At 36.9% G+C, this 15,570-nt stretch carries 12 protein-coding genes and 1 riboswitch; of the genes, 3 read left to right on the top strand and 9 right to left on the bottom strand.

Annotated features, from left to right (window positions below; translation table 11 throughout):
* Window position 1 precedes the first annotated feature (1 nt).
* The 3 genes from BLR60_RS01350 to BLR60_RS01340 all read right to left on the bottom strand — a co-directional run bounded on the left by BLR60_RS01350 (window position 2) and on the right by BLR60_RS01340 (window position 3,782).
* Window positions 2-943 carry an ABC transporter substrate-binding protein gene (locus BLR60_RS01350; protein WP_090496256.1) on the bottom strand — a complete coding sequence of 314 codons (942 nt, stop codon included), beginning with the start codon at window positions 941-943 and terminating at the stop codon, window positions 2-4.
* Window positions 944-1,282: 339 nt separating this feature from the next.
* Window positions 1,283-1,873 (bottom strand): DUF6580 family putative transport protein, encoded by a 591-nt coding sequence (locus BLR60_RS01345; RefSeq protein WP_090496255.1) that lies wholly within the window; start codon window positions 1,871-1,873, stop codon window positions 1,283-1,285.
* A gap of 40 nt (window positions 1,874-1,913) precedes the next feature.
* On the bottom strand, window positions 1,914-3,782 hold the full coding sequence (locus BLR60_RS01340; protein WP_090496254.1) for a TonB-dependent receptor plug domain-containing protein: 1,869 nt from the start codon (window positions 3,780-3,782) through the stop codon (window positions 1,914-1,916).
* 98 nt (window positions 3,783-3,880) lie between these two features.
* Window positions 3,881-4,076, bottom strand: a riboswitch (cobalamin riboswitch).
* Between the two features lie 83 nt (window positions 4,077-4,159).
* Here BLR60_RS01340 and BLR60_RS01335 point away from each other — a divergent pair.
* Window positions 4,160-5,407, top strand: coding sequence for a serine hydrolase (locus tag BLR60_RS01335; RefSeq protein ID WP_244155559.1), 1,248 nt, complete (start codon window positions 4,160-4,162; stop codon window positions 5,405-5,407).
* Window positions 5,408-5,513: 106 nt separating this feature from the next.
* Window positions 5,514-6,920, top strand: a complete 1,407-nt coding sequence (locus BLR60_RS01330; RefSeq protein ID WP_090496253.1) for a sigma-54-dependent transcriptional regulator — start codon at window positions 5,514-5,516, stop codon at window positions 6,918-6,920.
* A gap of 123 nt (window positions 6,921-7,043) precedes the next feature.
* Here BLR60_RS01330 and BLR60_RS01325 read toward each other — a convergent pair whose 3' ends face one another.
* From BLR60_RS01325 to BLR60_RS01300, 6 genes are all read right to left on the bottom strand, one after another.
* Window positions 7,044-8,834, bottom strand: coding sequence for a chloride channel protein (locus BLR60_RS01325; protein ID WP_090496252.1), 1,791 nt, complete (start codon window positions 8,832-8,834; stop codon window positions 7,044-7,046).
* A gap of 76 nt (window positions 8,835-8,910) precedes the next feature.
* Window positions 8,911-9,633 carry an RluA family pseudouridine synthase gene (locus BLR60_RS01320; RefSeq protein WP_090496251.1) on the bottom strand — a complete coding sequence of 241 codons (723 nt, stop codon included), beginning with the start codon at window positions 9,631-9,633 and terminating at the stop codon, window positions 8,911-8,913.
* 254 nt (window positions 9,634-9,887) lie between these two features.
* Window positions 9,888-10,577 (bottom strand): response regulator transcription factor, encoded by a 690-nt coding sequence (locus tag BLR60_RS01315; protein WP_090496250.1) that lies wholly within the window; start codon window positions 10,575-10,577, stop codon window positions 9,888-9,890.
* A gap of 103 nt (window positions 10,578-10,680) precedes the next feature.
* Window positions 10,681-11,793, bottom strand: coding sequence for a TlpA disulfide reductase family protein (locus BLR60_RS01310; RefSeq protein ID WP_090496249.1), 1,113 nt, complete (start codon window positions 11,791-11,793; stop codon window positions 10,681-10,683).
* On the bottom strand, window positions 11,793-13,256 hold the full coding sequence (gene gatB / locus BLR60_RS01305) for an Asp-tRNA(Asn)/Glu-tRNA(Gln) amidotransferase subunit GatB (protein WP_090496248.1): 1,464 nt from the start codon (window positions 13,254-13,256) through the stop codon (window positions 11,793-11,795). The genes BLR60_RS01310 and gatB overlap by 1 nt, the downstream gene beginning before the upstream one ends.
* 110 nt (window positions 13,257-13,366) lie before the next feature.
* Window positions 13,367-14,554: an ATP-binding protein gene (locus tag BLR60_RS01300; RefSeq protein WP_090496247.1), complete on the bottom strand. Its 1,188-nt coding sequence runs from the start codon at window positions 14,552-14,554 to the stop codon at window positions 13,367-13,369.
* Window positions 14,555-14,869: 315 nt separating this feature from the next.
* On the opposite strand from BLR60_RS01300, the gene BLR60_RS01295 reads away from it, so the two are divergent.
* Window positions 14,870-15,463 (top strand): hypothetical protein, encoded by a 594-nt coding sequence (locus tag BLR60_RS01295; protein ID WP_090496246.1) that lies wholly within the window; start codon window positions 14,870-14,872, stop codon window positions 15,461-15,463.
* The last annotated feature ends 107 nt before the right edge of the window (window positions 15,464-15,570 follow it).

Genomic DNA, 15,570 nt, shown 5'->3' with positions numbered 1-15,570 from the left:
ACTACACCGATTGGAATGATTGAACGAACTGATCATGATTAATAAACTTCTTTGCAATATTTTCATCAGCCTTAAAAATACTGGGATGGAACATGCAAGCTAAAGCTTCAATACCTTCTACCAAAGTACCAATACTTGGCTGTGTGAACATGTCAAAATCGGCAATGTAAACCTGGTTGTTTTTTACTGCCTCCAAATTATTCCAACCTGGTTTTGATGTAAGGAGTTCCATTTCTTCCAGGCTTCTTTTTTGGTCGAAACCACATGGCGCAATAACCAATACCTCTGGATTATACTTAATTATCTTTTCCCATGGGGTAACAATGGAATCGCCTGCAGGGTTGGAAAGCATATCTACCCCACCGGCAGCAGCAATCTGAAAAGGAATCCAATGTCCACAATTGTAGATCGGTTCTATCCATTCCATAAGCATCACCCGCTTCAATGGTGATTTATTTTGACGTAGTTTATCTAAAATATGATCGGTTTTCTGCTGTAAGCCTACCAGGTAACTAAAAGCTACTTCTTCTTTTCCCAAAGCTTTTGCAATGGTAATGGCACATTCAAAAACATCCTGCAGATTATTGGGCGAAAGCGGAACCAAAGTTGGCTGCTTACTCAGTTTCATTACAGCGGTTTCGGTACAAACGGTATCAATGTTGCAAACTTCGCAAATGTCCTGTGTGAAAACCACATCAGGCGCAATGCTTTCTAAAAGTGCATCATCAACCCAATACAAGCTTTTACCCTGGGCTTTGGAAGCCGAAAAAATCCGGTCTATTTCTACACTCGAATAGTTTTTACCTTCCAGGATACAGCGCACAACTTTTGGTTGATCGGCTGCTTCTTTCGGACATTCGAAGGTTACGCCATGCAGGTAATCCTGAAGGCCCATATCGTATATCATTTTGGTAGCGGCAGGTAAAAAGGAAACAACTTTCATTTGATGTAAAGGTAAAATGTAATTGACGTTCTAAGTTAGAAAAAATCCTTTTCTGGTTTATATTTATTTTATAGTAGCGGATTAAAGCATCAGGTAATCAATATTACTTTTTGACCATTTAAGCCATTTAAGAACATACAGGCTAATATGGTCTTATATTTCTTAATATGATGAAATATCGATAGCTTGAACATCTTTATGTGAACTATTTTCTTGATGATCATCATAGACGTCTACTCAGTGTAAAGACCAATTTTAAGAAAAAATCCCCTTCTGAATTCAATCAAAAGAGGATTTCTGTTTATTTTCCCACTGGTTGCTGAACCACCAACTCAATAATTATAATTTTTGCATTTGCAGTTTTAATACCGGGTATTTCGCTTTTAAGATTTCAAAAGCACCAAAAAGCAATGCGCCATAAATTATGGTTCCTTCTAAGAATCTAATTTCAAACGGAATGGCTTTTACGAGGCAGCTCCAATAACCAGCTAAATCCTGGGTATATGCCGGGTTGTTAATCCAAACGCCTAAGTCGGTAACCAACCAGTGAATTAGCACAATGCTTAATGTTGAAGCCAATAAATTTACCACATTTACTTTTTTAAGCAATACCCTACCTACTAATACCATTAAAGCAAAAGCAATGTAAGTCCAATACCAGCCCTCATAAAGAAAGCCACTGCTGTATTTACTGAAAATAGTAACAGACAAAATGAAATCGCTTAAAAACAAACTCAATATAGGAAAAGCGAAAGCTTTAAGATGATCTTTAAAATAGGCACCACCAAACAAAGCAACAGCTCCGATCGATGAAAAATTAGCAAACTGTAATTCATCGGAATTGAAAGTGACCAGCAAACGGAAAGCCGTTAAGGCCAATATCATTAAAAGCAATATTAAGGTGCGTGGATTAAATTTTAAATGAGACATTTTATTTGGGTTAATATATATACTGCAAAGTTAAATTTTATTAGTGTATATTAAAAATTACACCTGTATTAAAGTTGAAACCTAGGCTATTATAACCAATTATCTCATTGTATTTTTTATTCAGGATATTTTTAGCATCGAAGAACAACTTTACACGTTTTTTAGCTAAAGCATATTCAGCATAAGCGTTTAACAATTGATAAGCAGGTAAATTATCTACGGTGTAAGTTGTAAAATTACCATCGGTGCGTTTGCCAAAATAACGGTAATTTGCACTCAAATATAAATTACTGGTAGCCTGTGCACCTGCAGTAATTCCAAATGTATGCTTTGGCCTGCGGAAAAGGTAATTGGCAATGGCATTATCTACAAAATTGAATTCGTTACCTTCCACATAAGCATAATAACCATTGATGTTAAACACACTGAATTTAGCGGCAGGCTCAACTTCGAAACCTTTGGTTTTTTGACTTACCTGATTAATGTATCCGTTAGGGTAAGCATAAATGATGGCATCGGTTAAATCACGTTTGTAACCTGCTAAACGCAAGCTAAATTGATCATCAGCGAAGCTAAAATTAACACCTGCTTCATAATTCTGAGATTTTTCTGGTTTTAAATCTAAGTTAGCACCAAACTGACCAAAAAGCATGTTTAAAGTTGGCACCTTGAATGCTGTTGAAACCGTTCCGAACAGTTTTATTTCCTTAATGATGTTGATACTTGGAGTAATTGAATAAGTATAGTTTTCGCCATATTGTTCGTGTTTATTGTAACGTCCGCCAACTTCCAGATTAAATACACTTAAATCGTGTAAGAATAATGAACTATAAGCAGCGAAGATATTGGTTTCAGGTTTATTAGTAGCTGATGATAATTTCATCACACGGTTATCGATACCAATCAATAGATCCAGTTTATTGCCCAATTTCTGATTGTAGAACAAATCCAATACCGATACCCTACCTTCATTAACGCTAGGATATTGGCTGTGTGCGTCATTCCGGGTACTTTCGAAGCTATAATTTAACGTTACTTTACCGGTAGCAAATTCATATTTGGCATTGGTACCGGCGGCAAAGTTTTTCAAAATAGAATAATTGTTGGCATCGGTAAATGCACCACCATCGAACTGGTAATTACCGTAATAGTAACGTACAAATGGATTTACCGAGAAATGATTATCCAGCTTAATTCCGAAGTTTGCATTCAAGGCATCGGTTTTGAAGCCATCTTTATCAAATACGGATGCATTTCCCACTGGATTAGCAGCTTCAGAAATCCCATCCGTTTTATGATGCGTATAGTTAATATTATAAGAAAATCCTTCAACTCCACCGTTTAAACCAATGGTTCCTTTGTATGTTTCGTAGCTACCTGCACTGGCCACGCCATATATGGTATTCCCATTTGGCCCGCCTTTTTTAGTGATGATATTGATTACCCCTGCAACTGCATCAGAGCCATAAATGGTAGACTGTCCGCCTCTTAAAATCTCAATGTGATCAATCTGATCAATAGAAATCAATCTTAAGTCGAATGCACCTCCGTTTCCTGAAGGATCGTTTTGCACAATACCATCAATTAATACTATTGAATAAGCACTTCCTGCACCCCTAAAAAACACTGATTTGTTTAATCCTGGATTGCTGCTTGCACCTGCCACGATAATTCCGGCCTGCTCGCTAATAAGTTCTGGTAATGATTTACCGTTACTGCGTTCCAATACTTCGCGACTGATAATGGTAACCACTTTTCCGGTCTGTGATTGTTTCTGGTCATTTTTGGTTGCAGAAATGACAACATCTTTGAGCTGCAAACTGTCTTGAGTTTGCGCATTAGCCACCTGGCTAATCATTAACTGTGCGAGCCCCAGCCCTGCTACAGTTAGCATACTTTTTTTGTTCATTTGATTGTGAGTTTTGCCCACAGCCAACAGATAAGAAAAGGAAATGAAAATATGAACAACGTTAATATCTCAATCCTAGCTTCAATCCCCGAAAGCTATGAAATTAAATGCTAAAGGCAGGTCTTCTGACTTGCTCCTGTTTTTTCTGCCTTCCCACCCTGTAGTTAATTAGGCAGTGACTTATAGATTGAAAAAACATTATAGAGCTTACAGCTGCGGGACAGTTACAGATTTACACTGTATTCCCTTTTAATTCCGGGTGTAAAACCGGAAACCAAAAGCGCTGCAAAAGTAACAAAATTAAGCAACATGTAAAATGGATGATGGAAAATGGCGATTTTAACAGAAAAAGCTAAATTAGAAATTAAATTTTGCTCATGAAAAGGATTTTAATTACAGCATTTATGTCAATCAGTTTATCCGCAATGGCACAAAAAACAGATACTGTTTTCCTTAGGAAGCTAATGGAAAGTAAAGCTGAACTTTTTTCTTCGGTGCTCAGCCATCCGGATAAAAACCAGATTCAGATTCTTTATACCCAGATTAACCGCGATGTAAAAAATAGGCCTGCCTTTAAAACCTTTAGTTATCATTTAGATCCAAGTCATTATTTTTATCCGGCAAGCACGGTTAAACTTGCCGCAGTGATTTTTGCGCTGGAAAAGGTAAACCGCTTAAAAAATACCGGTTTAACAGCCCAAAGCACCATGATTACTGATAGTGCTTATAAAGGACAAACGAAAGTTTCAACAGATACAAGTGCTAAAAACGGACTTCCATCCATAGCACACTACATCAAAAAGATTTTGCTTACCAGTGATAATGATGCCTTCAATCGTATATTCGAATTTATTGGCCGGGCAGAAATTAATGAAAAACTGAAAGCGAACGGACTAAATCATAGTCGCATTTTAAATCGCCTCGCCATTGGTGATGCCGGTGAATCTGCCAGACATACCAATCCCATTCATTTTTACAATGGCAATCAATTAGTTTATGAGCAGCCTGCTCAGTACGATTCAAAAGAATATGAATTGAAATTGAACCATGTGGTGATGGGCACCGGATATATGGACAGTACGGATAAGTTAGTAAACAAACCATTTAACTTAGCCGGCAAAAACGCTTTCCCCATTAACGACCAACAAAAGCTGATACAGAAGTTGATTTTTCCTGAGGCATTTTCGGCTAAAGACCGGTTTAATCTCACTCATGAAGATTATAAACTTATTTATACTTACATGAGTAAATATCCTACCGAAAGTGATTATCCCAAATATGATCCTAAAGAATTCTGGGCAACCTACGCGAAAATGCTGTATTACGGAAGAGAAAAGGTAACACCAGAACCCCACATCAGAATCTTTAATAAATATGGTGATAGCTATGGCTACATCATTGATAATTCTTATTTCGTTGATTTCACGAATGGAATGGAGTATTTCTTAACCGCTGTAGTACAAAGCAATGAAGATGGCATTTTTAACGATAATAAGTATGAGTACGAAACAGTTTGTTTTCCATTTATGAAAAACCTGGGGCGTACGATTTACGAGTTTGAGATGAGCAGGCCAAAAAAGCATAAGCCAAATTTAAGTAAGTTTAAATTAGTGTATACTTATTAAAACCTTTAGCATCATTTAGGGTTTATAGCGTATTATTGTATAAAAAACTATACATTAATTAAAAAATAATATATTCGCATTTCAAAATTAAAGGAATACATCTCTAATGGCTAAATTATTAATAATTGATGACGAACGTGCGATAAGGAGTACCTTACGCGAAATTCTGGAGTATGAAAATTATGATGTTGAAGATATAGATAATGGTATCGACGGCCTCGAAATGATCAAAAAAGGAAATTTCGATTTGGTTCTTTGCGATATCAAGATGAATAAAATGGATGGTATGGAAGTGCTGGAGCAGGCACAGATTATCAAACCTGACTTACCATTCATTATGATATCCGGCCATGGCACAGTTGAAACTGCCATTGAAGCCAGCAAAAAAGGAGCTTTCGATTTTATTTCGAAACCACCAGATTTGAATCGCTTATTAATTACCGTACGTAATGGTTTAGACCGTGGAAATTTAGTTACTGAAACTAAAGTTTTAAAACGTAAAGCCAGCAAAACCCGTGAGATTTTAGGCGAATCGGAAAGCATTTCCAAAATTAAGGAGACCATTGAGCGAGTTGCACCTACTGAAGCACGCGTATTGATTACTGGTGCAAATGGTAGTGGTAAGGAACTCGTAGCCCGTTGGTTACACGAAAAATCTAACCGTGCCGATAGCCCTTTAATTGAGGTAAACTGTGCAGCGATCCCATCAGAACTCATTGAAAGTGAATTATTCGGACATGAGAAAGGTTCTTTTACCTCGGCGGTTAAGCAACGTATAGGTAAATTTGAACTGGCTAACGGTGGAACTTTATTTTTAGATGAGATTGGAGATATGAGCCTCTCTGCCCAGGCAAAAGTTCTACGTGCTTTACAAGAGCATAAGATTTCTCGTGTAGGTGGCGAAAAGGAAATTGATGTAAATGTTCGCGTTTTAGCTGCAACCAATAAAGATTTATTGAAAGAAATTGAAGATGGTAACTTCCGTATGGACTTATACCACCGCTTAAACGTAATCAATATACATGTTCCGCATTTAACTGAACGTACTGATGACATTCCAGTTATTGCCCAGAACTTTTTAGAAAGCATCTGCAGCGATTATGGAATGCCTGTTAAAAAAATAAATGAGGGTGGTATGTTGGCATTGCAAGCTTTACCATGGACAGGTAATGTACGAGAGCTGCACAACATGATTGAGCGTTTGATTATTTTAAGCGATAAGGTTATTACCGAAAATGACGTGCGCGCCTTTGCTAATCCTGGAGGTGGTACAAACATTGGTGCTTCAACAAGTACACAGATTGCTAACGCAGGAGGAGGCGCCGGCCTGTCTTCTTCTTTCGATTCGTTCAATAATTTCCAGGATTATAAAGATTATGCAGAACGCGAATTCATCAAGTTTAAGCTGGAAAAAAACAATTGGAATGTATCAAAAACAGCTGATGAAATTGATATTCAAAGAAGTCACTTATATAGTAAAATTGAAAAGTTCGGCTTAAAAAGAGCTGAGTAAGATTAACTAATTTACAAAATCGTCATCCCGACTGAAAGCATAGCGAAATGGAGAGATCTATTGAATTATTTGTTAATAGATTTCTCCACTACGGCCGAAATGACGATATCACAGGATTAGGGATTAACCCATATAATCATTTTGCCTCATCAGCAAAGCCCTGTATTTGTTAAAAATTGCTGTTTTAGAAACAAAGCCCAAATATTGGTTCTTAACGGTTAACACAGGTAAAATCCATACATTATCCCGTTCCATTTTTTCCAATACCGTCTTCAAATCATCATTATCGGTAATAGCATTTGGTGCGGTTTGTACCAGGTGAGATGCTTTCAAATTTTCCTTATCAGGATGATTCACCATTTCGTTAAATAACTCCTCTATGTAAATTATACCTTTAAAATCTCCAATTTCATCGGTAACCGCAATTACATTCTTGTGAGATTGCATAATTTCATTCATTTTCAATGAAATTAAATCATTCATCTGTAACTGAGGATAGCTTTTTTCGATTAGGTATCTTAACTTCATCTGGTTCAACACGGTAGTATCCTTATCTTCATGAGACAACAGCTCTCCCTTATCTGCAAGTGCCTTGGTATAAATTGAATGTTTTTGCGAGCTGCGGTTAATCGCATAAGAAATGGCGGTGGTAATCATCAGCGGTACCATTAAAATGTATCCACCCGTAATTTCGGCAATCAAAAAAATGCCTGTTAAAGGTGCATGCATAATTGATCCTAATGCTGCAGCCATACCAGCCACAATAAAGTTAGATACGTTGAGGTGTGCTATACCAGAAAGATTTACCGTGTAAGCAAAGATAAACCCAATTAAACCGCCCATAATTAAACTGGGCGCAAAGGTACCACCGTTACCGCCAGCGCCTAAAGTAACCAGTGTAGCGATCGATTTCATAAAGATGGTTACAACTGTAAATAGCACAACCAAAGCTGAAATCGAACTATAATCAGCAAAAATACTATTGTTAATAACTGTCTGATAATCACCTTTTAATAAACCTTTTATGGTAATATATCCCTCCCCGTATAAAGTTGGAAATAGAAACACCAAAGCGCCCAACATTAAACCACCTACAATAACCTTGGTGTAGGGATGTTTTATTTTGTAGAATAGCCCCTTTACGGCATAATTTGCTTTTGTAAAATAAATGGAGAACAGACCAATAAAGCAAGCTAATATGACATAGTAGAATAAGGCATTAACTTTCCAACCTTCTGTAACCAAAAAGAAAAGTTGTTGGGTGTAAAATAATCTGGCCACCACCGCTGCAGTCGCTGCGGATAGTAAAAGAGGAATAAATGCCGGAATGGTAAATTCAGGCAATAGAATTTCGATGGCGAAAACAATCCCAGCTACAGGACTATTAAAAGCACCTGCAATACCTGCTGCGGCACCACAGGCTACCAACATCGTAATTTCGCGGTATGATAGACCCAATACACGTCCAAGATTGGAACCAATGGCTGATCCACTGGTTACAATCGGTGCTTCTAAACCTGTTGAACCGCCAAAACCAACGGTAATCGCTGCAGTAATAATCTGCGAGTAAATATTATGGGCTTCTACCTTACTCGATTTTTTTGAAATGGCGTAAAGCAAAGGCGTTAAACCTGTTTCGAATTTTGTTTTACGGATAAAGTACTTAATATACAAAACCGTTAACAAAATACCGATCATCGGAAATATAAAGTACAGATAGTATTTATATTTCCAGTGCCAGTCTGACTGAAGAAATTCTTCAATATGGTGGGTTAAACTTTTTAGAACAGCTGCAGCCAATCCGGCTAAAATCCCAACAATTACGGCAAGGATAACTAAGAAATTACGGTTTGATATTTTAGATTTTCGGTACTGGTTAATCTTATCAAGGTAATTTACAAATCTGATGTACATTCTATTGTTTTTTAAATAGAGGGAGGATGCACAAAAGTATGAAAAACAAAAACAGAAGCCAATTTAAAGCGCTCTTTTATGCATCAAATTTATCCAATAGTTTAATTAAAGTTGCAAAATCTTTTGGATAAGGAGCATCAATCACAATATCTTGATCATCTAATCCTTTAAAAACCAAATGTCGGGCATGTAACGCAAAACGTTTCATAATAGGTTGCTCCTCTTCGCCTTTGGTTAATTTATAACCTCTTTTAATTGAAGAAAGAAAAACTGGTTTCCCTTTATACATATCATCACCAACAATGGCAGCTCTTTGCGTGGCCAGGTGGATGCGGATCTGGTGCATACGACCTGTAATGGGTTTACATTCCACCAAAGTATAGTGTTTATAGTATTTTAACGAGTCGAAAATAGTTTCCGCTCTTTTACCTTCTGCCCTATCAATGGTTACATTTTTATTGCCATCGTTCAAAATCGGTAGATCAACCATTAAATGATCAAAAATAACGTGACCATCTACCACCGCATGATAAGTTTTATTTACCTTTCTTCTCTCGAATTGCATCGAAGCATGGCGATAACCTTCCGGATTTTTAGCAATAATTAATGCGCCTGAAGTTTCTTTGTCCAAACGGTGACAAACCTGTGCATCATCGCTGTATTGTTTAGCTAAACGCAATACGTTGGTCTCTCCTGATCCGCCACGTTCATCAAGTGAGGCTAAAAACGGAGGTTTATTGATCACAATAAAATCGTTGTCTTCGAAAAGAATAAGGTCTTTAAAATTTGGAAACTTCAAACTGCGTATTAATTAATGAAGCGCAAAAATACGATTTATTTTTTAAGGCGCTCGTCACCCTGAATTTATTTCATGGTCTTTATTAACAAAGTTGCTGAAATGAATTCAGCATGACGAATTCTTAAATTCGATCCTGAACTTCCGCCCGGCCGGTCGGACGGGTGTTTCAGTATCTAATTGAAGATTTTAAATAGATAAAAAAAGCCGCCTGGATGCTAAATCCGGACGGCCTATTTTTTTTTAAGTTAATGTATTTATGCTAACTCGAATTTATAGCCAACTCCTTTTACAGTTGAAACATAAGTTTCACCTAACTTTTCTCTCAACTTGCGGATATGTACATCAATTGTTCTATTGGTTACTACGACCGAATCTTCCCAGATATTTTTCAGGATCGATTCGCGGGTATACACCTTTCCGGGTTTTGATGCCAGTAAGTATAAAAGTTCAAATTCTTTTTTAGCCAGTACTACTTTGTTACCGCCCTGAAAAACCAAATAAGCTTCACGGTCAATTACTAAATCACCAATTTCCAATTTGTTTTCAGAAACTTCTTCGGTTCCGGTATTCCGTCTCAAAATCGCATTAATACGACTAACTAAAGCACGTGGCTTAATCGGTTTTGCAATATAATCGTCAGCACCCACATTAAAACCTGCTATTTCTGAATATTCTTCACTTCTGGCAGTTAAGAAAACCATAAATGTATTTTTAAACTCTGGTATTGCGCGCATTAAACGGCAAGCCTCAATTCCATCCATTTTAGGCATCATAATATCCAAAATAATCAAATCTGGATGTACCTTTTTCGCAACAGTAATTCCTTCCTGGCCATTGGTAGCTGTGAAAACCTGATAACCTTCTTTTTTAAGATTATATTCTATAAGCTCCAGAATATCTGGTTCATCATCAACAATTAATATTTTCTGACCTGCGTTGTTCATAGTTAAATATTTGTTACGAAAGTAGTGTCTATGATGCAATATTTAGTTAAGGCTAAGTTAAGAAATTGTTAATTACTTAAATTAGTTTAACATGGAATTTGTTTTAACGTAACGTTTTGGCTAAAAATGCATCTAGTTCATCACCACGTAGGTTTTTAGCCACTATTTTTCCTGCAGGATCAACCAGGTAAGATGTTGGGATAGCTTGCACCTGGTATTTTTTTACCGTTTCGCCATTAAAGTCTTTCAATTCCGAAACATGCGTCCAGGCTAACCCATCTGCTTTCACCGCACCTAACCAGGCAGCCTTATCCGTATCTAGTGAAATGCCAATGATATCGAAGTTTTTATTTTTATATTTATTGTACACCTTAACTACATTCGGGTTTTCCTGGCGACAAGGCTGGCACCATGATGCCCAAAAATCAATCAATACGTACTTCCCTTTATAATCTGATAAACTTACTGCCTTGTTATCCGCTGTATTGATCGTAAATGCCGGGGCAACCTGACCAACCTGAACCGTTTTTAAAAGTGCCATTTGTTTTACAAAAGCATCTACCGTGGCATTACCTTTAATCTCTTCTTTCACCTCATCGGCAAATTGTACCAATTCAGCTTCAAATTCTTGCGGACTTAAAGTATTCATGGCATAGAAACTGGCTAACGTACCTTTATTATCTTTCGCAAATTTTATAATCTGTGTATTTAATTGATTGATGTACGATTCGTACTGTGGTTTCATCGATTCTAACACAGCTGCCCTATTTTGAGGTTGTGTAGCCACTTTTGCTTCAAAATCTGCCTGTAATTTTTCTACCTGTTTGGCAAAATTGTTTCTAATGGCATTTAGTTCTGATAATTTTTCTACCTCATTTGCACCTGAAATTTTATAAGCCATGTTTTTATCAGCCAAATCAGCTTCTAATTTGATTTCATCGCCATTTTTTGCAATTAACATAAACTCATGGTTACCTACTGATACCCTGAAGAAATCAACAGACGGCGTTTTACGGATGAATTTAAATTCACCTTTTTCGGATAAATTGGTTGAATCGATTGCAACCATATTGCTATTTTGCATGCCGTACAAAAACACTTTCTTCTCCTTACCCGGATTTAGAAAAGTTCCGTCAATTGTAAAGCTATCTTTAGATTTACATGCAGTGAAAGCAATCGCAATCAGCATGATCAGGCTCAATTGTTTTATTCTCATTATTTCAGTTTTTCAAGTATTAGTTCATTTAATTTTTTAGCATCGGCTTTTCCTTTAGCTAGTTTCATTACATCGCCAACAAACAAACCTAAAACGCCCTTTTTCCCTTTCTTGTACGCTGCTACCTGTTGCGGATATTTATTTAACACTTCATCAATAAAACTACTGAGTTCATCTCCGTTTTCAGAAATCAATAGGTTTAATGATTGTGCCAAATCGATAACTTTAGCATCATTTGCCATTTCAACAGCGGGTAATAATTGCTGTATCGCTATTTGCTGCGTAATTTTTTTATCATCAACCAGGTTAACCGCTTCTGTCAGTTGTACTGGACTAACTTTGAAATCGGATATCGTAATTCCTTTTTCATTTAAAACAGCTCTAATTGGGCCAATTAACCAGTTAATTAAGCTTTTTTTATTGTTAACAGTTAACTGGGCCGTATTAAAGTAGTTCAACAAGCCTAAATCTTCAGCAAAAAGTGCTGCATCAGCTTTACTGATTCCATAATCAGCAACCATTTGCTGCGAAATCTCATTTGGTAAGGCCGGCATTAGAGATTTAATTTCTGCCAGCCAATCATCCGAAATATAGACAGGTTGTAAATCAGGATCAGAAAAATAACGATAATCATTGGCCTCTTCCTTGGTACGCATTGGAGCAGTTGTTCCTTTATCGGCATCAAAGTTTAAAGTGCTCTGGATGATTCTCCCTCCATTACCAATCACTTCTACCTGACGTCCAAATTCAAAATCCATAGCCCTACGTACGTTACGCATTGAGTTTAGGTTTTTTACTTCGCAACGTGTTCCAAATTCAGCAGTGCCTTTTGGGCGTATAGAAATATTGGCATCGCAACGCAAACTGCCCTCTTCCATATTGCCGTCACTTACATTTAAATGCCTCACCAGTTTCCTGATTTCACCTAATAAAACAGAAGCTTCTTCCGAACTGCGGATATCAGGCTCGGTCACAATCTCGATCAGTGGTACACCTGCACGGTTCAAATCAACCAAAGAATAGTTATCATCCTGATCATGAATGCTTTTTCCAGCGTCTTCTTCCAGGTGAATGCGATTGATTCCAACCTTCTTCTTAGTACCATCTGCCAATTCAAGTTCTAAAAAACCATTTATACAGATCGGTTGATTATCCTGGGTAATCTGATACCCTTTTGGCAAGTCGGCATAGAAATAGTTTTTCCTGTCGAAATGATTGATCTGGTTAACGGTACAATTTAAAGCTAAACCAATACGGATAGCTTTTGCCACTACTTCTTTGTTCAACTTCGGTAAGGCCCCAGGCAATGCCAGCGAAACTGTAGATATATTTTGATTAGGTAAAGCCCCAAATGATGCACTATCAGCAGAAAATATTTTCGTATTTGTATTTAACTGAACGTGAATTTCTAATCCAGAAACGAGTTCGTAATCAGTTTGGGGGCTTGTTTCTTGTAAAGGCATTTAAGGCTTCCTATTGTTATAAATTTTATTAACCAAGTTTTATAGCTTAATACAGTTTAATCAATGGTTAAATATTAATGTGTCAAATATAGTTATTATTTGGTCTTTCGTTAAAAAAGGCTCGATGGAGAAATTTTTAAAAATTCCTGCCAGGGCAATCCGCCGCCACCAACCAAAAGCATTTTATCGGGCTTGTACATTTTTCTGAAAGCATCCATGCCCGATGTACCACTAACCGAGCCGGGACTTTTAACTTCCAGGCCGATTGTTTTACCGCGTTTCTCCAAAACAAAATCTACCTCATCATTTCTATGCCGCCAGTAAAAGACCTTGTAACCTTCTATAAAAGAAGAATTTAGTAAATGCGCCCCAATTGATGATTCTACCATTCGCCCCCATTCTGCTGGTTGTTTCTTTATTTCCGCAAAAAGCTCATTTCGCTGTGCACTCACTAATGCATTGTTATGCACCTGGAATTTAGGACTTGATGAACGTTTGCGAATTACATCGGCCGCAAATTTTTCAATACCGCCTAACAAGCCTGCTGTATCCAATAATTGCAGGTAATGTGATAAGGTAGTGGTATTGCCGGCATCAGAAAGCTGTCCCAATATTTTAGTAAACGACAATATCTGACCGGAATAAAGGCAGCCCAATTCAAACAGACGTTTCATTAGCGCAGGTTTATCAACACGCGTAAGCATTAAAATATCTTTGGAGATGCTGGTTTCTATTAAAGCATTTGAAACATAGTTTTTCCAGCGTATTTCATCTTTAATTAAACCTGCTGAACCAGGATAACCTCCAAACCATACATATTCCTCGGCAGTAAAACCAAAAGCACTCTCCATTTCTGCAAAGCTCCAATGTCCTAAATAAGTTAATTCGAAACGGCCGGCAAGTGACTCGGTAAGCCCCTGTTGAATGAGCAGTCTTGAAGACCCCAATAGAATTACTTTTAAGTTTACTCCATTCCGCATGTCTTCATCCCATAATCGTTTTACAATTTCACTCCAATTATCAATTTTCTGAATTTCATCGATTACCAGCAGATATTCATTAATACCAGGTTCTTTTAATAATTCCCTGGTATTAAACCAGATTAGCTCTAACCAAGATCTGTCTGAAGCGGCAACTGCGTCTGCTGATTCAAATATATAAGGCGTATCAATTTCTTTAACCAATTGACTGATCAACGTTGTTTTGCCTATTTGCCTTGGCCCTACAAGCACTTGAATAAACCTTTTTGGCTGGTTCATCACCTTTATAAGATTCTGTAAATAAGATCTTTGGAACATTTTTAACAATTTACTCAATGTAATGAGTAAAATTACTCAATTCCTTAAGTAATTGCAAATGTTAATATTTTTCATTGTAATGAATTAAGCTTTAAACAATTAGATATCCTCAACTTCACTAATTAAGATTATCACATAAAACGCTAAATATTAACAAGTTATAATGATTATTACATTTTACTCAATAACCTGAGTAAAATTACTCAATGAAATATTAATAGTTAAAAAAATGTTAAAGCTGATTTCATCATTAAACTACCTTCTGGTGCTGTAGTCTATCTAACCAAACACATAAGAAACTTTAATTAAAAAATTATGAAAAAGTTAATTTTATTTGCCGCAGTACTGATGGTTTCATTATTTGGCATTAATAATGCAAAAGCACAGGTTAGCTTAAATATTAATATTGGCTCACAGCCCGTTTGGGGCCCAACAGGTTATGACCACGTAGACTATTATTATTTCCCTGATATAGATGCTTATTATTACGTTCCATCAGGCCAATACATCTATGCAAATGGAGGACGTTGGGTTTGGGCAAATAGTTTGCCTGCGCAATACGGGAACTTTGATTTATACCGTGCCTATAAAGTGGTAATCAATGAACCTAAACCTTATTTGAGAAACAATATATATGTAACCAGATACCGTAAATATAAAAACTATGGTGGCCATCAAACCATTATCAGGGATAGTAGAGATACAAAGTACTTTGTTGTAAAAGGACATCCTAAGTACAACCAAAGACCTGTAAGAAACGTCAGCGTTATCAATAGCCGCCCTACCCGTATCGTGCAAAAAAACGTAACAAGACCTGCTCAAAATAATGGCCGTCCTCAATTTAACAATGGCCACGATAACCGTCCGGAAAGAGACAACCGGAAGGGTCGTGATCATGGACGCCATTAAAACGGGTACTTAGTTGTTAATAAAGGAGTTTCGAAAGAGACTCCTTTTTCATATAACTGTTACAATAGATGTTTTGGCACAGCGTTTGAATTGTTTGAACTACACAC

It is taken from the genome of Pedobacter terrae (assembly GCF_900100705.1).
Classification (GTDB): domain Bacteria; phylum Bacteroidota; class Bacteroidia; order Sphingobacteriales; family Sphingobacteriaceae; genus Pedobacter; species Pedobacter terrae.
Note: the sequence above shows the minus strand (reverse complement) of the source record. Positions and strands in the feature narration are given on the sequence as shown.